This window comes from Thiobacillus thiophilus (genome assembly GCF_055378705.1).
On the sequence record NZ_AP042404.1, the window covers coordinates 3,256,420 to 3,278,821 of the forward strand.

The following is a 22,402-nucleotide window of genomic DNA, read 5'->3' on the forward strand; positions in this document are numbered from 1 at the left end:
CATTAGGCGCGTAGCTCAGCTGGTTAGAGCACCACCTTGACATGGTGGGGGTCGATGGTTCGAGTCCATTCGCGCCTACCAATATTTGAAGGGTCGGGATGACCCGTTTTAGTTTTATTAGTGGGGCTCGCCCCGTGGAGCTTGTGGAATGTCACTGCGAACTAGTCGGCTTGTCACTCGATAAACCCGGCGCATTGCTGTTCGCAGAGTTTCTGCAAGCTTCCTGTAGTACCCAAAAGCGCGGCCGGTCCGCGCTTTTTTTGTTTCTGGAGTTTGAATCATGATCAACGTCACGCTTCCCGATGGTTCCGTCCGGCAGTTCGAAGCCCCGGTCACGGTCGCGCAGGTCGCATCCAGTATCGGCGCGGGGCTGGCCAAGGCGGCACTCGCCGGACGGGTCAACGGCAAGCTGGTCGACACCCGCCATCTGATCGACGCCGATTCGCTGCTGTCCATCGTCACCGACCGCGATGCCGACGGCCTCGACGTGATTCGCCATTCCAGCGCGCACCTGCTGGCCCATGCGGTGAAGTCGCTGTTCCCCGACGCGCAGGTGACCATCGGGCCGGTGATCGAGGACGGCTTCTTTTACGATTTTTCGTACAAGCGCCCGTTCACGCCGGAAGACCTGGCGGCCATCGAGAAAAAAATGGCCGAGCTGGCCAAGCGGGACATTCCAGTCGAGCGCAGCGTGATGCCGCGCGACGAGGCGGTGACCTTCTTCAAGAACATGGGCGAGCGCTACAAGGCCGAGATCATCGCGTCGATCCCGAGCAACGAGGATATTTCGCTGTATCGCGAGGATGACTTCATCGACCTCTGCCGCGGCCCCCACGTGCCGTCGACCGGTAAGCTCAAGCACTTCAAGCTGATGAAACTGGCCGGCGCCTACTGGCGCGGCGACAGCAAGAACGAGATGCTGCAGCGCATCTACGGCACGGCCTGGGCAAAAAAGGAAGACCTTGAGGACTATCTGTACCGGCTGGAGGAGGCCGAAAAACGCGACCACCGCCGGCTTGCCAAGCAACTCGACCTCCTGCACATGCAGGACGAAGCGCCGGGCATGGTGTTCTGGCACCCCAAGGGCTGGATCGTGTGGCAGCAGATCGAGCAGTACATGCGGCAGAAATTCGTCGAATACGGCTATCAGGAAGTGCGCACCCCGGCGATGATGGACCGCTGCATGTGGGAGAAGTCCGGCCACTGGGAAAACTACCACGAGAACATGTTCACCACCGCGTCGGAAAACCGCGACTACGCGGTGAAGCCGATGAACTGCCCGGGTCATGTGCAGATTTTCAACAGCGGCTTGCATTCCTATCGCGACCTGCCGTTGCGCCTGGCCGAGTTCGGCTCGTGCCACCGCAACGAGCCGTCAGGTGCGCTGCACGGCATCATGCGGGTACGCGGCTTCACCCAGGACGACGCGCACATTTTCTGCACCGAAGACCAGGTCGAGCAGGAAGTCGCCGACTTCATCGTCATGCTGCAGAAGACCTACGCCGACTTCGGCTTCGACGACGTGCTGGTCAAGCTGTCGACCCGTCCGGACAAACGGGTCGGCTCGGACGAATCCTGGGACAAGGCCGAAGCGGCGCTAGCGGCGGCGCTCGACAAGAGCAAGCTGGCCTACGACCTGCAGCCCGGCGAGGGTGCATTCTACGGCCCCAAGGTCGAGTTCACCCTGAAGGATTCGATTGGTCGGCTGTGGCAGTGCGGCACCATACAGCTCGATTTCAACCTGCCGCTGCGCCTCGACGCCGAATTCGTCGACGAGGACAACAGCCGCAAGACTCCGGTGATGCTGCACCGTGCGATTCTCGGGTCGATGGAGCGTTTCATCGGCATCCTGATCGAGCACCATGCCGGCAACTTCCCGTTGTGGCTGGCGCCGGTGCAGGTGATGGTGATGAATATCAGCGAGCGCCAGGCCGACTATGCACAAAAAGTCACCCAGGCGCTGCGCGAGGCGGGTATCCGTGCGATGTCGGACTTGAGTAATAACAAGATTACTTATAAAATCCGCGAACATAGCTTGCAAAAGCTGCCTTATCAGGTGGTTGTCGGCGACAAGGAAATGGAAACCGGGATGGTTTCCGTCCGTGCCCGCGGCAACCAGGATCTGGGGCAGCTCAGTTTGGATGACTTGATGGCGCGCCTGAAAGCGGAAACGCTGGCGCGCCAGTAATGGCGGTCAAACAAGGCGCAGGGACCTCCTGTAGTTAAGGGCGGCCCCGCGCCTTTTTATTTATGGTTTGATCTTTTTGCCTCGGCGCGTAGCGTCAGGTTTTTATTTGGAGAACAACTCATCGCGACAGAAAAGAAACAGACACGCATCAATGGGGAAATTACCACCCCCGAGATACGTTTGGTCGGTGTGGAAGGCGAGCCGCTTGGCATCGTAAAAATTTACGATGCGCTGCGTCAGGCAGAAGAAGCTGACCTGGATCTGGTGGAAATTGCACCGACGGCCCAGCCGCCCGTGTGCAAGATCATGGACTACGGCAAGTTCAAGTACCAGGAAAGCAAGAAGCAGCACGAAGCCAAGCTGAAGCAGAAGCAGGTCCAGATCAAGGAAATCAAGTTCCGTCCGGGTACCGACGAAGGCGATTACCAGATCAAGCTGCGCAACCTGATCAAGTTTCTGGAAGAAGGCGACAAGACCAAGATTACGCTGCGTTTCCGGGGCCGCGAAATGGCCCACCAGGAAATCGGCATGAACCAGTTGAGGCGGGTCGCGGCCGACCTGGCCGAACTGGCGGTGGTCGAGCAGTTCCCCAAGATGGAAGGCCGCCAGCTGGTAATGATGCTGGCGCCGAAAAAGAAAATTTGAGTTTCGAGACCGGCGTTTCTCGGCCCCTGACGGGTCAAGCCAGCGGGTGAAAACGCCACAATACGTGCAGTCGGGTTGGTGAAGCATTCCACGCCGTGGGATCACCTGGCCGCATGAGATAAAAGGAAGCATCATGCCTAAGATGAAAACCAAGAGCGGCGCCGCCAAGCGGTTCCGCGCACTGGGCGGCGGCGGGTTCAAGCGCTCGCACGCGTTCATGCGTCACATTCTCACCAAGAAGAGCACCAAGCGTAAGCGCCAGTTGCGCGGCACGGAAACAGTCGGTGCCAGCGACCACAAGTCGGTTGCTCGCATGTTGCCCTACGCATAAAGGAGAAAGACCATGCCACGCGTCAAACGGGGTGTAACCGCCCGCGCCAGTCACAAGAAAGTCCTCGACGCCGCCAAAGGCTATCGCGGCCGCCGCAAGAACGTATTCCGCGTCGCCAATGAAGCGGTGATGAAGGCCGGTCAGTACCAGTACCGCGACCGTCGTCAGCGCAAGCGCCAGTTCCGCAGGCTGTGGATTGCCCGTATCAACGCCGCCGCGCGTCAGTACGGTCTGACCTACAGCGTGTTCATGAACGGCTTGAGCCGCGCAGAGATCGGGATCGACCGCAAGGTGCTGTCCGATATCGCGATTTTTGACAAGGATGCGTTTGCCAAGATCGTCGATCAGGTCAAGGCCAAGCTGGCGGCGTAAGCCGTCAAACCGTCACAAAAAAAGGCCGCAAGGCCTTTTTTTGTTGGTATTGTTCAAACGAGTTTATCCGCGAAGAATGCGAAGAAGCGCGAAGAGAAAAACCAGCTGGCGTATCGATCGGGCTTCGGTCGTTTCGCTTTTCTTTGTGAACTTCGCGTCCTTCGCGGATAAATTCCCGATATGTAAAAACCGCCATGCGCAATCCAAACGAAATCGTTGCCGACGCCCTTGCCGCGATCCAGACCAGCCCCGATTTGCCGATGCTGGAACAGGTCAAGGCGGCTTATCTTGGTAAAAGCGGCCAGCTCACCGAACTGCTGAAAAGCCTGGGTGCGATGCCGGCCGACGCGCGCAAGACCGCCGGCGCTCGCATCAACGAGGCCAAGCAGGCGGTCGAGGTGGCGCTGAAAACCCGCCGTGACGTCTTGCAGCAGGCCGAACTGGATCGCCAACTGGCGGCCGAGACGCTGGACGTGAGCCTGCCGGGACGTGGATTGGGGCACGGCGGTCTGCATCCGGTGTCGAAGACGCTGGCGCGCATTCAGGCGCTGTTCCGTACGATCGGGTTCGATGTGGCGACCGGGCCCGAGGTCGAGACCGATTTCTACAACTTCACTGCACTCAACATCCCGCAAGACCATCCGGCCCGCGCGATGCACGACACTTTTTATCTGCAGAGCGGGGCGTTGCTGCGCACCCACACTTCGCCGGTGCAGGTGCGCTACATGGAGCACCAGAAGCCGCCGATCAAGATCATTGCCCCCGGCCGCGTCTACCGGGTCGACTCCGACGCCACCCATTCGCCCATGTTCCACCAGGCCGAAGGCCTTTGGGTGGATGAGCAGATCAGCTTCGCCAATCTGAAAGGCGTGGTGCAGGACTTCCTGCAACGCTTCTTCGAACGCGATGATTTGCAGGTGCGCTTCCGTCCGTCGTTCTTCCCGTTCACCGAGCCTTCGGCCGAGATGGATATGAGTTGGGGCGACGGCTGGCTGGAGATCGGCGGCTGTGGCATGGTGCATCCCAACGTGTTCGGCCACGTCGGCATCGATAGCGAACGCTATCAGGGCTTCGCATTCGGTCTGGGCGTCGAGCGTTTGGCGATGCTGCGTTACGGCGTCGACGACCTGCGGCTGTTCTTTGAAAATGATTTGCGATTTCTCAAGCAATTCAATTAATTAAAGCGAAATCATCATGCAATTCCCGGAATCCTGGCTACGCAGCCTCGTCAATCCCGCGCTCGATACCGCCCAACTGGCCCATGCCCTGACCATGGCGGGACTGGAAGTGGAGGCGCTGGCGCCCGCCGCGCCGCCCTTCAATAACGTGGTGGTGGCCGAAATCCTGTCGGCGGAGAAACATCCCGACGCCGATCGCCTGCGCGTGTGCCGGGTCGATGTCGGCGAAGCGGCGCCGGTCACCATTGTGTGCGGCGCACCCAACGCGGCGGCAGGCCTCAAGGTGCCGTGCGCCCGCCCCGGCGCGACGCTGCCCGGGATCGAGATCAAGGTCGCCAGGGTGCGCGGCGTCGAGTCCTTCGGCATGCTGTGCTCGACCAGGGAACTGGGCCTGGAAGGTGCGGCGGATGGCTTGATGGTGCTGGATGAAGACGCACCGGTGGGCGAGGATTTCCGCAGTTGGCTCAACCTGGACGACACTCTCATCACCCTGAAACTCACGCCCAACCGTGCGGACTGCCTGTCGATACAAGGCCTGGCGCGCGAGGTTGGCGCGATCACCGGCGCCGAGGCGAGGTTGCCGCAGATCGTCGAAGTCGCCCCGAGCATCCAGGATGCGGTGCCGCTGCAGGTGACGGCAAGCGAGGCCTGTCCGCGCTATCTGGCGCGCGTGGTGCGCGGCATCGACGCGCAGGCCGCCACGCCGCGCTGGATGGCGCAACGGCTCGAGCGTAGCGGCATCCGACCGCTGCTGGCGCCGGTCGACATCACCAACTACGTGCTGCTCGAATTCGGCCAGCCGATGCATGCCTTCGCGCTGTCGCGCTTGAATGGCGGCATCGAGGTGCGACTGGCGCGTCCGGGTGAAAAACTCGAATTGCTGGATGGCCAGCTCGCCGAACTCGCCCCCGATATGCTGGTGATCGCCGATGCCGGCGGGCCGGTGGCGCTGGCCGGGATCATGGGCGGGCAGCCGACCAGCGTGGAGCGCGTCTCCGTCGACATCATGCTGGAGGCCGCGTTCTTCGTGCCGGCGGCGATTGCCGGCCGCGCCCGGCGCCTGGGCCTGTCGACCGATTCGTCGCACCGCTTCGAGCGCGGCGTCGATTTCGGCGCCACCCGGCAGGCGATGGAACGCGCAACGCAGCTGCTGCTCGACATCTGCGGCGGCCAGGCCGGGCCGATCACCGAGGCGGTCGCCGAGTTGCCCCGGCGTGAGCCGATCACCCTGCGGCTGGCGCGCCTGACGCGCGTGGTCGGCATCGAGCTCGATGCCGACCAGGTTGCGCGCGACCTTGCCGCCATCGGCGCGAATGTCGAGCGCCAGGACGACCGCTTCGTCGTCACGCCACCGAGTTTCCGTTTCGATCTCGCGATCGAGGAAGACCTGATCGAAGAAGCGGTGCGCCTGTTCGGCTACGACAACATTCCGGCGCAGCCGCCTGCGGCACCCTTGCGCATGCTGCCGCAGGACGAAACAGTGCTGGCCGACGATACCCTGCGCCAGATGATGGTCGATCTCGGCTACCAGGAAGTCATCACCTACAGTTTTGTCGATCCATCATGGGAGACTGCGTTCGACGCCACTGCCCGCCCGCTGTTGCTCGCCAACCCGATCGCCAACCAGTTGTCGGCGATGCGAACTACCCTGTGGGGCGGTCTGATCGAAACCCTGCGCCACAACCTCAACCGTCAGCAGGCGCGGGTGCGTATTTTCGAGCTGGGACGGGTGTACGTGTCGCTTGCCGAACAGCCGATGCGGCTGGGCGGCCTGGTTTATGGCGACGCGCTTCCCGAGCAGTGGGGCGCGCCGTCGCGCCGCGTCGATTTCTTCGATCTCAAAGGTGACCTGGAACGGCTGTTCGGTCATGCGCTGGATGCCCGCAGCGGTGTGCATCCCGCCCTCCATCCGGGGCAGTGTGCCGAACTGTGGGCCGATGGCTGGTCCATCGGCTGGATCGGTTCGCTGCATCCGCGCCTGGTGCAGGCGTTCGATCTACCGGCCGCACCGGTGCTGTTCGAACTCGACAGCCTGGCGCTTGCCCGACGCAGTCTGCCGCGGTATGCCGCGTTGTCCCGCTTCCCGCAGATGCAGCGCGATCTGGCGTTTGTGCTGGACGTTCATACGCCAGCCGGCGAGCTGCTGGCTGCGCTGCGCGAGGCCGCGGCTGACTGGGTGCGCTCAATCGAGGTGTTCGACGATTACCGTGGAAAAGGTGTGACCGAAAACCAAAAAAGCCTTGCCATACGGGTAGTTATGCAAGATACTGAACGCACATTGACGGATCGGGAAGTGGACGATGCCGTGCAAAAACTGGTCGATGCCGCACTTCGTCAGTGCAATGCCTCTTTGCGGGTGTAGCGTAAATTTTACTGACGCGTGCGTGACGCGATTTTCCACCAGCCAAATTCTGCAACAACGACCAACGACCATGACCACCCTTACCAAAGCTGATCTGGCCGAACTTCTGTTCGAAAAAGTGGGTTTGAACAAACGCGAGGCGAAGGACGTCGTCGAGTCGTTTTTTGACGAGATTCGCTTGTCCCTCGAAAAGGGCGACATCGTCAAACTGTCCGGTTTCGGTAATTTTCAGTGTCGCGAGAAACCGCAGCGGCCCGGCCGCAATCCCAAAACCGGCGAAGAAATGCCGATTTCCGCGCGTCGCGTGGTGACCTTCCACGCCAGCCAGAAACTCAAGTCACAGGTCGAAGGCGCCGAAATTGGAACGCCCAGCGAGGAGTGAACTTCCGCCGATTCCGGCAAAACGCTATTTCACCATCGGTGAAGTGTCGGAGCTGTGCGCCGTCAAGGCGCATGTGCTGCGTTACTGGGAACAGGAATTCACCCAGTTGCGCCCGGTCAAGCGGCGCGGCAACCGGCGTTACTACCAGCACCACGAGGTGCTGCTGATCCGCCGCATCCGGGAATTGCTGTACGACGAGGGGTTCACCATCAGCGGCGCACGGCAACGCCTGGAGCACGATCCCGAAACCACATCCGAGGCCGCGCTCGCGCCGGCTTCAAGTGCGCTGGATATTGGCAAACTGCGTGCCGAAATCATCGCCATCCTGAAAATATTGGGGTGACCGGCTTCCGCCGGATGCGGCTCATCTGTTAGAATTACCGGCTTCATCGGGGCGTAGCGCAGCCTGGTAGCGCACTTGACTGGGGGTCAAGTGGTCGGAGGTTCAAATCCTCTCGTCCCGACCAAAAAACAAGAGAGTCAGGGCCGGATTGCACCGGCCCTTTTTCTTGTGCGCCCGGCTGACGGCGCTGGTGCCGACATCGGACTGCAGCGCCCGAAAAACAGCCTATCATTTACTGTCTGTTCAATATCAGGAGAGAGTTATGGAACACACCTTGCCCGCACTGCCCTTTGCCATGGATGCGCTCGCACCGCACATGTCCCAGGAAACCTTCGAATACCACTACAGCAAGCACCATCAGGCTTATGTGACCAACCTCAACAACCTGATCAAGGGCACCGAGTTCGAGAGCAAGTCGCTCGAGGACATCGTCAAGACCGCTCCCGCCGGCGGCGTCTACAACAACGCCGCGCAGGTGTGGAACCACACCTTCTTCTGGAACTGCCTGTCGCCCAACGGCGGTGGCGCGCCCTCCGGCGCACTGGCCGACGCGATCGACAAGAAGTGGGGCTCGCTGGACGAATTCAAGAAGGCCTTCCAGACCAGCGCCGTGGGTAACTTCGGTTCCGGCTGGACCTGGCTGGTGAAAAAGGCCGACGGCTCAGTCGACATCGTCAACATGGGCCCCGCCGGCACCCCACTGACCACCGGCGACAAGGCCCTGCTGTGCGTGGACGTGTGGGAACACGCTTACTACATCGACTACCGCAACGCGCGTCCCAAGTTCGTCGAGACCTTTCTTAACAATCTGACGAACTGGAAGTTCGCCGAAGCGAATTTCGCCTGAGTTTTATCGGGTCAAGTCATATATGAAACCGGGGCGCAAGCCCCGGTTTTGTTTTTGGTGCGCCCTGTTGATAATAAAGTTTTAAACGGTTTAATAAACTTTATTTAGCGGCAAACATGGCGTGTTCCTGGTATGGCGGACTCGGGCTGGCAGCCAGTCGGATCAATCCCGACAGGCTGCTAGTCAGAAGAAGAAATTTCGAGCTTTTTCATCTTCTCCCACAAATTCTTGCGGCTGATGCCAAGACTTTCTGCTGTGCGTCCGAGGTGGCCGTCATTGCGCGCCAGGGAATCGCGGATGTAACGTTCTTCGCAGCCTTGCAGGTAGCTGCCGAGTTCCCGGTTGTCTGCAGGGACCGGCTGTTCACCATGCTCGAACAGGGCTTCAGGCTCCAGCAGCGGTCCGGGGGTGAGAATCGAGGCGCGCTCGATGGCGTGTCGTAGTTCCCGCACGTTGCCGGGCCAGGCGTGGGCGAGCAAGGCTTCCTCGCCGGCGCGGGAAAGCTGCTTGCGTTCTCCCTTGGCAGCCTGCTCCTCCAGGAAGCGGTGGGCGAACCACAGGATGTCTTCGCGTCGCTCGCGTAGTGGCGGTATCTTGGTTTGAATGACGTGGATGCGGTAGTAGAGATCTTCGCGAAAAGCGCCTTCTTCCACCATCTTGCGCAGGTCGCGGTGGGTGGCGCAGATCAATCGCAAGTTGACGGCAATTTCATTACTGCCGCCGACGCGCACGATCCTGCGCTCCTGGACGGCGCGCAGCAGTTTGACCTGCATGGCCAGCGGGGTGTCGCCGATTTCGTCGAGAAACAGCGTGCCGCCATCGGCCTGTTCGAACACCCCTTTGCGCGCGCGGATCGCCCCGGTGAACGCCCCTTTTTCGTGGCCGAACAGTTCCGCTTCGAGCAGCGATTCGCTGACCGCCCCGCAATTGACGGCGACAAAAGGGCGTTCCTTGTTTTTGGGGTCGAGACGGTGGATTTCGTGGGCGATCACTTCCTTGCCCACGCCCGACTCTCCTGTGACGAGAATGGTGGGCGCGTGCTGGGCGAGCCGGGGCAGAGTCTGCGCGATCCGGCGCATAGCGGGCGAGATGCCCAGGCGGCAACTATCCTTTTCGCAGGGGGAGAAGCGGTTGCCACATAACGCGCCCACCTTTTCCACCAGCCGGTCGAGATCGAAGGGCTTGGTGATGTAGTCCGCAGCCCCCAGCTTGAGCAGCGCCACGGCACGGTCGATCGAGCCGTGGCCGGTGATGAAGAGAAACGGCGGCAGGCTGCTGCCGCGCTCCAGCAGCCGAATGAAGATTTCCTCGCCGCTGCCGTCGGGCAGGCGGATGTCGCTCACCACTGCCGCGTAATCCTTGCGCCCAACCGCTGCCAGGGCCGACTGGGCGGTGCGGTGCCAGTCCACCGTGTAGCCTTCCAGCTCGAAGCGGTCTAGCAGCGATTCGCCCATGATCTCGTCGTCCTCGATCAGGCACAGGGAAGGTGTGATTGGGGTGCTCATGGTACTTTCTGCAAGGGCAGAGTGACGGCGAAACGGGTTTCGCCGGGCTCGCTTTCCACCACGATGCCGCCATTCAACTGGCGTGCGATCTGGTAGGTGACCCACAGACCCAGGCCGTGGCCGTTGTGGCTCAAACGCGAAAAAGGCTCAAACAGGTAGGCCATGTCTTCATCCTCGATGTGGGCGCCATCGTTTTTTACCAGCAGGGTGAAACTGCGGCTGTCACGGTAAACTTGGCACTCGACCCGCGTGTTCGCGGCACGGATGGCGTTGAGCAGCAGATTGAGGAGAATCTGGCGCACCAGGGTGGAAGGCAGCGGCAGATCTTCCGTAATGTCGTTTTCCCATGTCAGTTCAAGTTTTTTTTCGGCCGCTTCCGCAGCCACCAGGGTACGTGTGTCCTCGATGTCGCGGCGCGACAGTGGATGGTTCTCCACTTTGGTTTCCACCAGGAGGGCGGCGACCGTATCCTTGATCTGGGTCAGGCCGCGTTCCAGCAAAGCCAGTGTTTTGAGCGTGCGCGGATCGTCCGATCCGTGCCGTTTGAAGGTGCTGATGGCGTTAAGCATGCCGCCCAGGGGGTTGTTGATTTCGTGGGCGATGCCGGCGGAAAGCCGCCCCACCGCCGCCAGCCGTTCGCTTGCCATGATTTCCTGTTCCAGTTGCTCCTTTTCCTTGAGCTCCTTCAGCATGCGTTTGAAGGACGCCCCGGCACGACCGATTTCGTCATGCGATTCGAACAGATCGCAGTGCAGGTTTTCCGGTACGCTGGGCCCGATCTGGTCCATGCATCCTGCCAGTCGGACCAGCGGTTTAGCCATGCGATGGCCCCAGTACCAGGCGACGGGCAGCAGCATCGCCAAGGCCAGCAGGGTCATCAGGGCGGCGCGCTGGGCGATGCCGACGAAGCGGGGGATGAACAGACTCTTGGAGAAACCCATGACCAGGGTTCCCAGGCGCGTCCCTTCGGCGGTGATGGGAATGATGACGAACAGCCTGCTGGAATCGGGCGGGTCAACGACGCTTGGTTTCACATCGTTTCGGTCCGTCGCCAGATTGCTGATTGCGGCATATTCAGGATCAAGCCGTCCTGGGTCCGACAGCATGGGGTACTGGGTGGGGCGGGTGGAAACATAAACCTGGCCCCGTGTGTCCAGCACCAGGATGGTTTCCGCAATCTGGGTCTGCTCCTGGCTTTCCCCCTGGAAAGGTGAGTTGATGATTTCATACGCGCGCCAGACATCGTCATGGGTGATGGGGCCGACCAGGGTGTTGGCCAGCACCCGGCCCATGCTTTCGGCGTGACGCAGCAGATCGTTGCGGGTTTCGTCATACACCCGAAACAGGATGGAAGCGGCCACCAGAATGGCGGTGATGCTGGCGAGCATGAGTACCCGCAAGGGAATCTTGTAGCGCAGGCTGAGATCGCGCAGGAAATGCTTCATGGCCGGTTTGCCACTTCCTTAACCATGCGTGCGATGCCATCAAACAGCTTGCGCTCACCCGGCGTGAAACCGTCCAGGTTGAGCTGGCGCAGTAATTTCCGCCCCTCATCGTTGTCGCGCATATCGATCAGGGCTTGCCGCAGTGCCGCAAAATCGCTATCGGAAAGGGTGGCGCGGGCGACAAAGGGCGGAAAACCAAACTCGGGCGATTGCGCCACGACCCGGGTTCTGGCTGTGAGCTGCGGATGGGAGCGTTGCAGGGTTTCCCAGACATAACCGTCCACTGCGCCGCCCTGGGCCAGTTCGACGGCAACCGCGTCAACCACCTTGCGATGCGACCAGGTGTAGAAAGTGCGCGCAAAGAAGACCTCGGAACGCTCCCTGATCTGCGCCAGTGCGAACTGGGTATAGAGAAAACCGGAATTGGAATCGGGGTCGGAGTAGGCGAAGACCTTGCCGCGCAGGTCGAGCAGGGACTTGGTGTGCGTGTCGCCGGCAGGAACGATGAGATAGGAGCGGTACAGCGGCTTGCCCTGGAACAACGGCACGGCCAGAAGCCTGAGGCGCCGTTCATGACGCACGTACGGCGAACCGCATAGCCATGCCGCGTCGAGCTGGTCCTGGCTGAGCAGGTCGACAATCTCGCGGTAGCTGCCGCGCTGCACGAAAACCACCGGCCGTTGCAGATGCTCGGTCAGGTAAACGCGCCAGGCCTCCAGGAAAGTGGACTGGTCGTCGAGAAAAACGGGGGTCAGGCCAATCCGCAATGCAGGCGCTTCGCCGGCAAGCGCTGCCGCGAATGCGCCGGGTGCCAGCCCGCACAGGGCCAATGCTGTACAAAACCGCCTTCTCGACACGTTTCATTCTCCGTCTGGATTGGTTGCTTGTTGCCGATGTTTACCAAATGGTAATACCGGAATTCATGATTTGTAACCATCAGGTAACGGTGTTTGCGCTCCCTATTCAAAATATATCGATTAAACAATGAGTTATTTTCTGGCATGGATGCTGCTTTATGAATTAACAACCCGAGTTTGAACAGGGTTATGGCTGCCCGCCAGTAGTTACCAGTGCATCGAGGCGGGTCGGAAATGGAATTTAGGAGGAGACCAACAACCATGAGCGAAATGCGCTTGTCTTCCAGCGAAACCCGTGGCGAGCCTGTTAAGAAAAGGTACGCCATGGTGATCGACCTGCGCCGCTGCATCGGCTGCGATGCCTGCATGGTCGCGTGCAAGGCCGAATTCGACGTCCCGCTCGGGGTATTCAGAACCTGGGTGCCCTACAGGGTGGTGGGCACGTATCCCAATGTGCGCAAGCATTTCATGCCGCGCCTGTGCAATCACTGCGAAGATCCACCCTGCGTGCGTGCCTGTCCGGTAGGCGCCACGTATGTCGTGGAAGACGGCGGCTTCGTGCTCCAGCGCTATGAACGCTGCATCGGCTGCAAGGCCTGCATGGCGTCCTGCCCCTACAACGCGCGCTTCATGCTGCCCAAGAGCCGTACCTACACCGACATCACCAGCGTGGTGGACAAATGCACCTTCTGCCACCACCGGGTAACCCAGGGGCTGACACCGGCCTGCGTGCAGACCTGCATCGGCCGGGCGCGCATTTTTGGCGACCTCAACGATCCCGCGAGCGAAGTGTCGCATCTGGTGTCCACCCTGCCGACCCAGGTGTTGCGCCCCGAGGAAGGCACCAAGCCGCATGTGTTCTACATCGGCCTGGACCGCAATAATTCCGAGTTTGGCCGCGCGGTTTACGACCCGCCCGAGGTGCTGGAACAGGACCGCAAGGCCTTCAACAAGAACCATCAGGGATAGGAGCGAATCATGGGTGACTATAATATTTTCCATCACATGCCGTGGTCGAGTACCTATTCGATCTACTTCTTCACCATCGGCATTTCGGCGGCGCTGTTCTTCATGTCCACGCTGTCCTGGTATCGAGCGGAGTTCAGGACCCTGCGTGCCAGCGCGTTCTATCTCTCGTTCGTGCTGCTGGCGGTGAGCGGCTTGCTGCTGATCGGCGATTTGTCGAAACCGGCGCGTTTCCTGAACATCATGAATCCGGCCTATCTCAATTTCACCTCGCCGCTGGCCTGGGGTGGTCTCAACCTAGTTGCGTTTGGCGCGGTGTCGGTGGCCTATTTCTTCATGATGCGCAAGAACGACGAGGGCCTGAGCCGCAAGCTCGCGGTAGTGGGTTCGCTGCTGGCCTTGGGGCTACCGATCTACACCGGCTTCGACCTTACCGTGCATCAGAACCGGCCGGTATGGAACACGCCGCTGATGCCCATCCTGTTTGTCGCCCTGTCGCTGGTATCGGGCGCGGCGGTGGCGTCTTTCCTGGCAGGAGCAAACGAAAAACTGCTCGTCATGCTGCGCAGCTTCATGTTGTGGTCGGCAGCAGCAGTGGGCGTGATGCTGATCTCGATGCTCGGCACCACGGCTTACGGCGGCACCGGCGAGGAGCTGACCTTCATGTTCATGACCAGCGGCACGCTCGGCATGATTTTTATCGGCATCGGCATCCTGCTCGGCACCGCCGCGCCCATCCTGCTCCTGCTCGCGCCCTTCGGACGCCAGCAGGGCGGCGTGATGCTCGCAGCCCTGCTGCTGCTGGTGGGCGGAATGGCGTTGCGCTATTCCATCCTGGTCGGCGGCCAGATCGTTCAGACCTATTTCTAAAGATCGGGAGACCAGAAAATGGACATGTTGAATTTCAAGATTTCGCGCCGCACCTTTCTCCAGGCAAGCGCTGCGACCACGGCCGCTGCCGCGGCTTCCCCCAGGCTGCTCAGGGCAATGGAAACGGATCTGGGCGGCAGGGATTTCAACCCGGTGAATTTCGCCGAACGCAAGGCGATTCCCATTACCTGCCACGTCTGCAACATTCAGGACGGCGCCTTGGCCTACGTAGAGAACGGCCGTATCGTCAAGCTGGAAGGCAACCCGGAGCACGTTTCCACGCGCGGCAGGCTGTGTGCCAAAGGCAATTCCGGCATGTGGTACACCTACAATCCGGACCGCATTCTCTATCCCTTGAAGCGCGTTGGAGCCCGCGGCGAAGGCAAGTGGAAGCGCATCACCTGGGACGAGGCGCTGACCGAAATCGCCCAGAAGCTGGATGCGGCGCTCAAGGAAGACCCCAACACAATCATGCTGAAGTACGGTCGCGACCGCACGGGTGGCGCTATCAGCCGATTCGTCAAGACGCTGGGTTCGGCCACAATCATGAACCATACCTCGGTGTGCGAGTCTTCCAAGAAAATCGGCATGGAGCCGACCTGGGGCCCGGACATTGAAACGCCGGATTTCGCCAACGCCAAGTACATCCTCAACTTCGGCTCCAACATCATGGAGGCGTCATATTTCCACAACCCCTACGCCCAGCGCGTGGCCGATGGCATGGCGGAGAACAAGGCCAAATTGGTGACCTTCGATGTACGTCTGTCCAATACCGCTGGACGTTCCGATGAGTGGATTCCAGTCTTCCCCGGCACTGACGGGGCAGTGGCATTGGCCATCGGCCACGTCATCCTGCGCGACAATCTGCAGGACAGTGACTTCATAGAAACCTGGACCAACGTCACAGTGGATGAACTGAAGGAACATTACCGGCAGTACACCCCGGAATGGGCCTCCAAGCTGTCCGGTGTGCCGGTAGCAACGATCGAGCGCATCGCGCACGAATTCGCCACCACCAAGCCGGCCACCACCTACACCTACCGCGGCCCGGCCAAGCACTTGTACGGTTCCTACAACGAGAAGGCGTGCATGATGTTGCCGATCATGACCGGCAACATCGAGGTGCGCGGCGGCTACTGCATGCCGCGCGGCATGGGCTGGCCCCAGCCGCAGCCAGAACCGCCCAATCCGGCCAAGCCTTCGTGGATGTCCGATCACCCGGATTACCCCCTGGCCGGGCACAAGGTGGCTCATCTGGTGCCGTTCTGGATCGCGGAGGGCAAGCAGAAGATCAACGTCTATTTCACATACATGGACAACCCGGTATACACCAACCCCGGCGCCCAGGCAGTGTGGGGCAAGCTGTTCCGCGACGAGAAGCTGATTCCGTTCTATGTTTCCATGAGCGCGGTGATGGGCGAGGAAACGGAGCTGGCCGACATTATCCTGCCCGACTGCATGTACCTCGAGCGATGGGAACCGGAGTCCATGCCCAACTCCCTGTGGCCATGGCTGGGCATTCGCCAACCGGTGATCAAGCCGTTAGGCGAGACCCGTGAAACCCGCATCATCATGCGCGACATCATTCACAAGCTGGACCCGGACGGCAAGCGCGGCATGAAACAATACTGGAACTTCAAGGATGGCGAGGACTACATGCGCCACCATTTCGACAGTGTCCCGGGCCTGAAAGAGGCTGGCGGGCTGGATTTCCTCAAGAAGCACGGGGTATGGCCGATTTATGGCAAGCTTGATCCGGCCACCGGCAAGATCGTGGACAAGACCGGGCGCGAAATCCAGCCGGAATACGGCCTGCACAAGAAGGAGTTGTATGCCGCCGACATGGCCGGTGCCGTGGTGGAAAAGAACGGCACCATCGTCAAAAACGGCAAAGCCATCGGCGTCCAGCGCAAGGGCAAGAACTACACCGGCTTTCCCACCCACGACCGGATCATCAACGTGCGCGTGGACGAGTGGGCTGACTTTGGTTTCAACCCCATGCCCACCTTCAAGCAGATCCCCTGGCATAAGGAAATGAAGGACGACGAGCTGGTCCTCACCACCTACAAGCTCAATGTACACGTGCAATCCCGTACCGCGTCGGTGAAATGGCTGGCCGAGATCGCCCATGACAATCCGGTGTGGATGAACACCGAAACCGGCAAGAAGCTGGGCGTGAAAACCGGCGACCTGGTGCGGGTGGAAAGCAAGGTTGGTTACCTGGTCACCAAGGCCTACGTGTTCGAGGGCATTCATCCCAAGGTGGTGGCCATCCCGACTTCATTCGGGCACTGGGCCTACGGCAGGCTGGCCCAGCTCAAGCTGAAGAGCGAGAAAGCCGGTGCATGGGGAGCGGCGGACGACCCGGATCTGAACAACGTGTGGTGGGAAGACAAGGGGGTTCATCCCAATGCCATCATCCCCGTGGTGGTAGATCCCATCGGCGGCTCGCAGGGCTGGTACGACACGGTGGTCAAGGTGACCAAAGCCGGTCCGAACGACAAGTACGGCGACGTCAAGGCCTCGTGGGAGAAGCACGTGGAAGCCTTCAAGGAAACCATGCGCTACGCCTACACCGGCGATCTCCACCGCACGATGCATCCGGAAATGGCGGACTGGGGCGGGCCGGAAAGCGTCAAGCCCAAGGGAGGCGGAGGCGGCCATTGATCCATACCTGAGCCAGTGCAGTGCCCCGGTCATGAAGTCCTTCCCTTCTTCATGACCGGGTTTTTTGAGAGGATTGCCATGCAGAATCAGAATGCAGTTTCAGTTGAACCCATGGAAGATAGCCTGTCCCCTCTGGAATTGCGCGCCCGCGCCGGCTACTACCAGTTGCTGGCGGGCGCTTTCGTCGAAGAGCCGGGGTGCGATTATCTGGCGGCCCTGCGTGCGCCGGAAGCGCTGGCTGAATTGGGTCTGGCGTTCGACGCGGATGTGACCGATAGTCCCCTGGACACGCTTCAGGATGTTCTGGCGTGCGAATACGCCACCCTTTTCACCACCTCCGGCGGCTGCCCGCCGGTGGAGTCGTCGCGCCTTACCGGGCGTTTACAGCAGGAACCCTTCCATGAGGTGAAGGCCATATACCAGCGTTGCGGATTCGAGCTGCAACAGGGTAGATTTGCCGTATTCGAGGACCAGCTCGGGGTCGAACTGACTTTCGTGGCCGTGCTGCTGGAAAACCAGGCGGCCGCACTGGAACAGGGCGACAAGGCAGCGGCCTGGCGGCTGGAAAAGGAAATCAAGCGTTTCTGGGCCACCCACCTCGGCCGTTGGGTGCGCGGCTACGCGACGCTACTGGAGCGGGTGACGGAGCATTCCTTCTACCGTGAAATCGCACGCCTGTTGCGCGATTTTGCCGAGGCCGAACTGGCCCTGCTGAAGGTGAAGGTCGACGATGTGGACGGCGGCCGGGAAGTGGTGCCGAAAAGTGAAATCGATGTGTTGTTCAATCCCGACGAGCCTGTATGCGGCGGCTGCGAACATGGCAAGCAAGAGAACCGGGTTGCCGCATGAATCATGAATTCGCCTGGGATGAACTGGAACTGTTGTGGAACGCCAATAACTTCGGCGCCGTCCACGACTGGCTGGGCGAACGCTGGAATCACCTGATCCAGTCCCGGCCGGACGAGCACGAAGATCCGGATGCCCGGTTCCTGCAGGGGCTGGCGTTCGCGGCACTGGCCTTTCATTTCACCCAGAACCATAATCAGGACGGCGCGGCGCTGCTTGCCGATGACGCCCTGACCCTGTTGCCGCAATTTGTTCCGGTTTATCGCGGGGTGGCGCTCGGCCCCGTCCTGGAAACGCTCAATATCCTGAGGCCGTTGCTGGCTGGATTGGACCATGAGGCAGACTGTCCCCTGCAGCCTTTTGTTTTCAAAAAATTTGAACACCGGGTGATGAATCGATGACGCAAGCCATGCCGGAAATCATCCTGCGCCGCTGGGCCAAGCCAGAAGACGGCCCGTTTGCCGAGCCTGTTTTTTTGTTTGACGGCGATGACCTGCCCGAGGACCTGTCCCGCGTTTCGGTCGTGCTGCGCGGTGCCGGCCTGGAGCGCGCGCGCGAACTGCTGGCGCGGGGCGCCGAGCGGGTGCTGGCGGGCGAGGCCGCCTTGCTTGACGGCAGTCTGATCGAGGCCATGAGCCGGGAATTTGGCGGCAATCGCGTGGGGGTATGGGTGCCTGCGCAACGCGTGGAGGTCAGTTGGACGCTGGACATTCATTCCAACGCCGATTTCAGCTGCGTGACACCCTCCTATGGCAAGCCAGCCTGGGAAGTGCTGAAAAGCGATGGCAGCCGCAGTGGCACCGATGCCGGCTGGTGGCTCGGGCAGATGCTTGAACGCGGCGCTTCGCTGGTGCTGCTCGGGGCGGACATCGTCGACGACACCGACCTCAACCTGTGCGCCGAGTTGGTGGAGCAGTGCGGCGCCTGTCTGTGGCTGACGCCGCTGGCAAATCCGGAGGCGGACCTGCTTCCCTGGATTCAATTTGGCCAGGCCAGAAACCTGGCCATTCCCAATAGCGCACATTACGATGAAGCAGCGATGCTGGCCTTGAGCCGGGCACTGGAACCAGCGATGGAGGTCGTGGCATGAACTGGCCGGGAAGATTCGTGGTTGTCCTGGCATGTGTCTTGTCGGCGCCGGTGTGGGCCGCACGGGCAGAGCTGCTGGACGGCCCCCAGCTTGCGGAAGTGCTGAAAAAGGGCCAGCCCTGCTGTGTCATCGATGCGCGCGAAGAAGGGCGGCGCAAACAGCAGCCGATTCCTTTTGCCGTGATCTACAAGGAAGGCGTCAAGCCCAAGCCGGGCGGATTCGCAGTGGTGGTGGGCAACAACGACCGGCAGGCACTGGAAGTTGCACAAGTCATTGCCAAAAACAGCGGGCAGGACGTATTCGCCGTGAAAGGCGGTTACGCCATATTGAAGCAGGTGCAGTCGGGTGGCGAGGCATCCTCGGCCGGGCCGGAAATCCTCATGCCGCAGAATTTCACCATCCCCAGCAATACCTGCGAGCAGGGGCAGGCTTTGCATGAGTACAAGTAATTGATGCTGAGTCAGCCCGAATACCGCACCAGCCGCTGCACCCGTTTTCGCTACCGCTACAGCGGGTGCAGCCGCTGTGCCGACGCCTGCCCTCACGAAGCGGTTGAGCTGAACGACGAGGGCATCAAAATCAGCGCTGCGGCTTGCCGGAACTGCGCGCTGTGCGCCGCCGCCTGTCCCACCGAAGCGCTGCTGGCGGACAACCTGCCGCGCATCGAGGTGCTGAAGCGCGCCGCCAAGCGGCCCGAAGTTACTTTCGCCTGCGCGCCTTCCGAATCCAGGGGGGACGAGATCGTCCCCTGCCTGGGCGCCCTGGACGCGGCGATGCTGGCCTATCTCGCCAGCCGCGGCATCGCGGTCACGCTGGCCGGCACGCAGCATTGCGCAGAATGTGCCCATGGTGCGCGCGGGGAAGCGATGCTGGGCCTCAACCTGGAAGCGGCCGAAAGCCTGCGACACGTTGCCGGTAACGACAAGTGGGCCGCAATAGCCGTACCTGACGCAAGCGCAGCCGAACCGGACAAGGGCGGACACAATTCCTCCCGCCGCCACCTGTTTCGCCGCTTCGTCGGTCGCGGTGCCGACCAGTTGTCGCGCCCGGTTTCAGCAAGCGAGGCCTCTCCTGTTCCCCTCAAGGCGATCCGCTTCGCCGCGCCGTTTTCCACCGCCGGACGGGAATTGCTGCAAATCCTGTTCAACGTGCCACAGCCCCCCCCTGCGACCTTGCCCGTCCATGCCGCCCTGCTCGCAGCGCAGATCGGCATCCGGCCCGGCTGCACCGCCTGCGAGGCCTGTGCCCGCGCCTGTCCTACCGGCGCGCTGCAGATCAGGGAGGGTGCCACGGCCTGGCAACTGGGCTTCGAATTCACGCGCTGCGTCGGCTGCGGCGTATGCGTCGAGGTGTGTCAGCCCGATGTGCTGTATTTCAAGGACGAGATGAAAAACCTTGCCAGGTTGCCCGAACCGGTGACCCTGCATACCTTGGGCAAACAGCGATGCACCCGCTGCGACCGCTTTTTCATCTCGCCCGCGCCGGAGGAAATCTGCCCGATCTGCGAGGGGGATGACGCAGATTTTACTTCGCTGTTCGGATAGCCATCTGGAAGGAAACAAGCATGGAATGGGAATTCACACCGCAGCAAGTGGTGAAGGGCGAAATCGATTACGGTCTGGACAAATTCCGGCATGACCTGATGCAGGAAGTGGCGTTGAACATACCGGGCCTTGGCAATGAACAACTGGAGCCTCTTTTTCGTCTGGCATACGATCTCTGCTACTGGCTTGCCACGGGCAAGGACTACGACGAGTTCGAGGAACGTTTCCAGGATATCAATACCGTGATGTTCCTGCGCGCCTTGAGGGAGCATGGCAAGGCCAATGTGGAAATGCTGGGTGCCATCCTGCAGCGGATGATCATGGATGGTGTGGAAGAAGGGCTTTCTGTGGGTGACGCAGTGGCACAAGTGGCATGGCATCAGGAGCAGTCGGCATCCTGAATGCTCAATCGCCAGTGATGCATTTCACGCTGCTGCTGCCGTTGCGGCGCTGAATGGACTGTCCGGCGCAGGCGGCGAGCAGGGCAGCGGTGCGGTTCACGAGGAGCAGCTTACCTCAATCTTCCTCGCCCAGTCAGGCGGCTCGGCGGCGTAGGGCTCGTATTCCGGCTGTTCGTCGAACGGCCGTGTGAGCAGCGCGTGCAGGCGTTTGATCTCGCTGTAATCGCGCTCGTCTGTCGCGCGGCGGATGGCGATTTCGGCCAGATGGTTGCGCAGGATGTATTTGGGGTTGACCGCACGCATCGCCTTGCAGCGCTCGGCGTCGAGCGAACCCTGCTGGCGCAGCGCGGCGGCGTAGCGCGCCGCCCAGGCATCGAAGGCCGCGCGGTCGAGGAAGAGGTCGCGCAGCGTGTTGGGAGAATTTTCCCCAATGTCGAAGTCGCACAGGCGGCGCAGGAAAATCGTGTAATCGACGTGGTTCTGCGCCAGCAGCTGCAGCGCGTCCATCACGAGCGAGGCCGTTTCGTCGCCCGGCGGCAGACCGAACTTGGCAGCCATGCGCTCGAGGTAGGCGCGGCCGAACGCCTGCGGATACTCGCCGATCGCACTGGATGCGGCTTCCACCGACATCAGCGGCACCAGCGTCTGGGCCAGCTTGGTGAGGTTCCATGCCGCGACGTCGGGCTGCTGGTCGAAGGCGTAGCGCCCGCTGCTGTCGGAATGGTTGCAGATATAGCCGGGGTCGAAGGCGTCGAGAAAGCCGAACGGACCATAGTCGAGCGTGAGGCCGAGGATGGACATGTTGTCGGTATTCATCACCCCGTGTGAGAAGCCAACCGCCTGCCACTGCGCCATCAGCTCGGCGGTGCGCAGTGCGACCTGGCGCAGGAACTCGGGGTAGGGATCGGCCAGCGTCGTCAGCTCGGGGTAGTAACGCGCGATGACGTAATCGGCCAGGTGCTTGATCGACTCGATCTGGTTGCGGTAGTAGAACACCTCGAACGAACCGAAGCGCACGAAGCTCGGCGCCAGTCTTGTGACCAGCGCGGCGGTTTCCTCTTCCTCGCGGTAGACCGGGCGGTCGCTGCCGACGATGGCGAGGGCGCGGGTGGTCGGAATACCGAGTGCATGCATCGCTTCGGAACACAGAAACTCGCGGATACTCGAGCGCAGCACCGCACGGCCGTCGCCGCCGCGCGAGTAGGGGGTGCGGCCGGCACCCTTCAGCTGCACTTCCCAACCTTCGCCGACGGCATTCTTCACTTCGCCCAGCAGGATCGCGCGGCCGTCACCCAGCTGCGGCACGTAATGGCCGAACTGGTGCCCGGCGTACAGCGCGGCGATTGCGTCCATGCCCGGCAGCAGCTGGTTGCCGGCCAGCGTCTGGATCAGTTCGGGGCGGGTGATTTCGCTTTCGTCGAGGTCGAGCAGCGCCAGCGCTTGCGGGCTGTAGCAGACCAGATAGGGGTCGGGAAGGGGGGTCGGGCAGACGCGCGAATAATAGGCTTCCGGCAGGCGGGCGAAGCCGTTGTCGAAGGTGAGCGATTCAAGGCTGGACATGGG

Annotated in this window: 22 protein-coding genes and 2 tRNA genes; 20 read left to right on the forward strand and 4 right to left on the reverse strand. The window is 61.1% G+C overall.

Features of this window, described 5'->3' with window-relative positions:
• Positions 1 to 4 precede the first annotated feature (4 nt).
• The 11 genes from ACZ41T_RS16400 (at position 5) to ACZ41T_RS16450 (ending at position 8,648) form a co-directional block, all read left to right on the forward strand.
• Positions 5 to 81: transfer RNA gene (locus ACZ41T_RS16400), tRNA-Val, on the forward strand.
• Between the two features lie 199 nt (positions 82 to 280).
• A complete protein-coding gene (gene thrS / locus ACZ41T_RS16405) occupies positions 281 to 2,188 on the forward strand; it encodes a threonine--tRNA ligase (protein WP_464922409.1) in 1,908 nt (635 codons plus the stop codon).
• A gap of 189 nt (positions 2,189 to 2,377) precedes the next feature.
• Positions 2,378 to 2,833, forward strand: a complete 456-nt coding sequence (infC, locus tag ACZ41T_RS16410) for a translation initiation factor IF-3 (RefSeq protein ID WP_464922410.1) — start codon at positions 2,378 to 2,380, stop codon at positions 2,831 to 2,833.
• 133 nt (positions 2,834 to 2,966) lie between these two features.
• Positions 2,967 to 3,164 carry a 50S ribosomal protein L35 gene (rpmI, locus tag ACZ41T_RS16415; protein WP_464922411.1) on the forward strand — a complete coding sequence of 66 codons (198 nt, stop codon included), beginning with the start codon at positions 2,967 to 2,969 and terminating at the stop codon, positions 3,162 to 3,164.
• Between the two features lie 12 nt (positions 3,165 to 3,176).
• Complete coding sequence (rplT, locus tag ACZ41T_RS16420) at positions 3,177 to 3,536, forward strand: 50S ribosomal protein L20 (RefSeq protein WP_464922412.1); 360 nt, start codon at positions 3,177 to 3,179, stop codon at positions 3,534 to 3,536.
• A gap of 194 nt (positions 3,537 to 3,730) precedes the next feature.
• Positions 3,731 to 4,714 carry a phenylalanine--tRNA ligase subunit alpha gene (gene pheS, locus ACZ41T_RS16425; protein WP_464922413.1) on the forward strand — a complete coding sequence of 328 codons (984 nt, stop codon included), beginning with the start codon at positions 3,731 to 3,733 and terminating at the stop codon, positions 4,712 to 4,714.
• A 16-nt stretch (positions 4,715 to 4,730) separates the two neighbouring features.
• Entirely contained in the window at positions 4,731 to 7,076 is a 2,346-nt protein-coding gene (gene pheT / locus ACZ41T_RS16430; RefSeq protein ID WP_464922414.1) for a phenylalanine--tRNA ligase subunit beta, read from the forward strand.
• Positions 7,077 to 7,146: 70 nt separating this feature from the next.
• Positions 7,147 to 7,458: an integration host factor subunit alpha gene (locus ACZ41T_RS16435; RefSeq protein WP_464922415.1), complete on the forward strand. Its 312-nt coding sequence runs from the start codon at positions 7,147 to 7,149 to the stop codon at positions 7,456 to 7,458.
• A complete protein-coding gene (locus tag ACZ41T_RS16440; protein ID WP_464922416.1) occupies positions 7,436 to 7,801 on the forward strand; it encodes a MerR family transcriptional regulator in 366 nt (121 codons plus the stop codon). Before ACZ41T_RS16435 ends, ACZ41T_RS16440 begins: the two co-directional genes overlap by 23 nt.
• 47 nt (positions 7,802 to 7,848) lie before the next feature.
• A tRNA-Pro gene (locus ACZ41T_RS16445) sits at positions 7,849 to 7,925 on the forward strand.
• Between the two features lie 138 nt (positions 7,926 to 8,063).
• Entirely contained in the window at positions 8,064 to 8,648 is a 585-nt protein-coding gene (locus ACZ41T_RS16450; RefSeq protein WP_464922417.1) for a superoxide dismutase, read from the forward strand.
• A gap of 179 nt (positions 8,649 to 8,827) precedes the next feature.
• On the opposite strand, the gene ACZ41T_RS16455 is transcribed toward ACZ41T_RS16450, so the two are convergent.
• The 3 genes from ACZ41T_RS16455 to ACZ41T_RS16465 are packed head-to-tail and all read right to left on the reverse strand — an operon-like array spanning position 8,828 to position 12,428.
• Positions 8,828 to 10,153, reverse strand: a complete 1,326-nt coding sequence (locus ACZ41T_RS16455) for a sigma-54-dependent transcriptional regulator (protein WP_464922418.1) — start codon at positions 10,151 to 10,153, stop codon at positions 8,828 to 8,830.
• Positions 10,150 to 11,598, reverse strand: a complete 1,449-nt coding sequence (locus ACZ41T_RS16460) for a sensor histidine kinase (protein ID WP_464922419.1) — start codon at positions 11,596 to 11,598, stop codon at positions 10,150 to 10,152. Before ACZ41T_RS16460 ends, ACZ41T_RS16455 begins: the two co-directional genes overlap by 4 nt.
• On the reverse strand, positions 11,595 to 12,428 hold the full coding sequence (locus ACZ41T_RS16465) for a substrate-binding domain-containing protein (RefSeq protein WP_464922420.1): 834 nt from the start codon (positions 12,426 to 12,428) through the stop codon (positions 11,595 to 11,597). The genes ACZ41T_RS16460 and ACZ41T_RS16465 overlap by 4 nt, the downstream gene beginning before the upstream one ends.
• A gap of 288 nt (positions 12,429 to 12,716) precedes the next feature.
• Between ACZ41T_RS16465 and ACZ41T_RS16470 the strand changes: the two genes are divergently transcribed.
• The 9 genes from ACZ41T_RS16470 to ACZ41T_RS16510 all read left to right on the forward strand — a co-directional run bounded on the left by ACZ41T_RS16470 (position 12,717) and on the right by ACZ41T_RS16510 (position 20,839).
• Positions 12,717 to 13,424 carry a 4Fe-4S dicluster domain-containing protein gene (locus ACZ41T_RS16470; protein ID WP_464922421.1) on the forward strand — a complete coding sequence of 236 codons (708 nt, stop codon included), beginning with the start codon at positions 12,717 to 12,719 and terminating at the stop codon, positions 13,422 to 13,424.
• Between the two features lie 9 nt (positions 13,425 to 13,433).
• On the forward strand, positions 13,434 to 14,291 hold the full coding sequence (nrfD, locus tag ACZ41T_RS16475) for an NrfD/PsrC family molybdoenzyme membrane anchor subunit (protein ID WP_464922422.1): 858 nt from the start codon (positions 13,434 to 13,436) through the stop codon (positions 14,289 to 14,291).
• A gap of 18 nt (positions 14,292 to 14,309) precedes the next feature.
• A complete protein-coding gene (locus tag ACZ41T_RS16480; protein WP_464922423.1) occupies positions 14,310 to 16,958 on the forward strand; it encodes a molybdopterin-dependent oxidoreductase in 2,649 nt (882 codons plus the stop codon).
• Positions 16,959 to 17,069: 111 nt separating this feature from the next.
• Complete coding sequence (locus ACZ41T_RS16485) at positions 17,070 to 17,807, forward strand: TorD/DmsD family molecular chaperone (RefSeq protein ID WP_464922424.1); 738 nt, start codon at positions 17,070 to 17,072, stop codon at positions 17,805 to 17,807.
• A complete protein-coding gene (locus ACZ41T_RS16490; RefSeq protein ID WP_464922425.1) occupies positions 17,804 to 18,205 on the forward strand; it encodes a DUF309 domain-containing protein in 402 nt (133 codons plus the stop codon). The genes ACZ41T_RS16485 and ACZ41T_RS16490 overlap by 4 nt, the downstream gene beginning before the upstream one ends.
• Entirely contained in the window at positions 18,202 to 18,894 is a 693-nt protein-coding gene (locus ACZ41T_RS16495) for a hypothetical protein (RefSeq protein ID WP_464922426.1), read from the forward strand. Before ACZ41T_RS16490 ends, ACZ41T_RS16495 begins: the two co-directional genes overlap by 4 nt.
• Complete coding sequence (locus ACZ41T_RS16500; RefSeq protein WP_464922427.1) at positions 18,891 to 19,343, forward strand: rhodanese-like domain-containing protein; 453 nt, start codon at positions 18,891 to 18,893, stop codon at positions 19,341 to 19,343. Before ACZ41T_RS16495 ends, ACZ41T_RS16500 begins: the two co-directional genes overlap by 4 nt.
• 3 nt (positions 19,344 to 19,346) lie before the next feature.
• Positions 19,347 to 20,438: a 4Fe-4S dicluster domain-containing protein gene (locus tag ACZ41T_RS16505; RefSeq protein ID WP_464922428.1), complete on the forward strand. Its 1,092-nt coding sequence runs from the start codon at positions 19,347 to 19,349 to the stop codon at positions 20,436 to 20,438.
• A 20-nt stretch (positions 20,439 to 20,458) separates the two neighbouring features.
• A complete protein-coding gene (locus ACZ41T_RS16510; RefSeq protein WP_464922429.1) occupies positions 20,459 to 20,839 on the forward strand; it encodes a hypothetical protein in 381 nt (126 codons plus the stop codon).
• A gap of 96 nt (positions 20,840 to 20,935) precedes the next feature.
• Here ACZ41T_RS16510 and ACZ41T_RS16515 read toward each other — a convergent pair whose 3' ends face one another.
• Positions 20,936 to 22,399 carry a protein adenylyltransferase SelO gene (locus ACZ41T_RS16515; protein ID WP_464922430.1) on the reverse strand — a complete coding sequence of 488 codons (1,464 nt, stop codon included), beginning with the start codon at positions 22,397 to 22,399 and terminating at the stop codon, positions 20,936 to 20,938.
• Positions 22,400 to 22,402: the final 3 nt, after the last annotated feature.

What these genes read in the sequence shown, in the direction of transcription:
- thrS (WP_464922409.1), top strand. Translation starts at nt 281, where the DNA reads ATGATCAACGTCACGCTTCCCGATGGTTCCGTCCGGCAGTTCGAAGCC.
- ACZ41T_RS16500 (WP_464922427.1), top strand. Translation starts at nt 18,891, where the DNA reads ATGAACTGGCCGGGAAGATTCGTGGTTGTCCTGGCATGTGTCTTGTCG.
- ACZ41T_RS16470 (WP_464922421.1), top strand. Translation starts at nt 12,717, where the DNA reads ATGAGCGAAATGCGCTTGTCTTCCAGCGAAACCCGTGGCGAGCCTGTT.
- ACZ41T_RS16460 (WP_464922419.1), bottom strand. Translation starts at nt 11,598, where the DNA reads ATGAAGCATTTCCTGCGCGATCTCAGCCTGCGCTACAAGATTCCCTTG.
- ACZ41T_RS16495 (WP_464922426.1), top strand. Translation starts at nt 18,202, where the DNA reads ATGACGCAAGCCATGCCGGAAATCATCCTGCGCCGCTGGGCCAAGCCA.
- ACZ41T_RS16480 (WP_464922423.1), top strand. Translation starts at nt 14,310, where the DNA reads ATGGACATGTTGAATTTCAAGATTTCGCGCCGCACCTTTCTCCAGGCA.
- ACZ41T_RS16510 (WP_464922429.1), top strand. Translation starts at nt 20,459, where the DNA reads ATGGAATGGGAATTCACACCGCAGCAAGTGGTGAAGGGCGAAATCGAT.
- ACZ41T_RS16515 (WP_464922430.1), bottom strand. Translation starts at nt 22,399, where the DNA reads ATGTCCAGCCTTGAATCGCTCACCTTCGACAACGGCTTCGCCCGCCTG.
- rpmI (WP_464922411.1), top strand. Translation starts at nt 2,967, where the DNA reads ATGCCTAAGATGAAAACCAAGAGCGGCGCCGCCAAGCGGTTCCGCGCA.
- pheS (WP_464922413.1), top strand. Translation starts at nt 3,731, where the DNA reads ATGCGCAATCCAAACGAAATCGTTGCCGACGCCCTTGCCGCGATCCAG.
- rplT (WP_464922412.1), top strand. Translation starts at nt 3,177, where the DNA reads ATGCCACGCGTCAAACGGGGTGTAACCGCCCGCGCCAGTCACAAGAAA.
- ACZ41T_RS16435 (WP_464922415.1), top strand. Translation starts at nt 7,147, where the DNA reads ATGACCACCCTTACCAAAGCTGATCTGGCCGAACTTCTGTTCGAAAAA.
- ACZ41T_RS16490 (WP_464922425.1), top strand. Translation starts at nt 17,804, where the DNA reads ATGAATCATGAATTCGCCTGGGATGAACTGGAACTGTTGTGGAACGCC.
- pheT (WP_464922414.1), top strand. Translation starts at nt 4,731, where the DNA reads ATGCAATTCCCGGAATCCTGGCTACGCAGCCTCGTCAATCCCGCGCTC.
- nrfD (WP_464922422.1), top strand. Translation starts at nt 13,434, where the DNA reads ATGGGTGACTATAATATTTTCCATCACATGCCGTGGTCGAGTACCTAT.
- ACZ41T_RS16505 (WP_464922428.1), top strand. Translation starts at nt 19,347, where the DNA reads ATGCTGAGTCAGCCCGAATACCGCACCAGCCGCTGCACCCGTTTTCGC.
- ACZ41T_RS16455 (WP_464922418.1), bottom strand. Translation starts at nt 10,153, where the DNA reads ATGAGCACCCCAATCACACCTTCCCTGTGCCTGATCGAGGACGACGAG.
- ACZ41T_RS16450 (WP_464922417.1), top strand. Translation starts at nt 8,064, where the DNA reads ATGGAACACACCTTGCCCGCACTGCCCTTTGCCATGGATGCGCTCGCA.
- ACZ41T_RS16485 (WP_464922424.1), top strand. Translation starts at nt 17,070, where the DNA reads ATGGAAGATAGCCTGTCCCCTCTGGAATTGCGCGCCCGCGCCGGCTAC.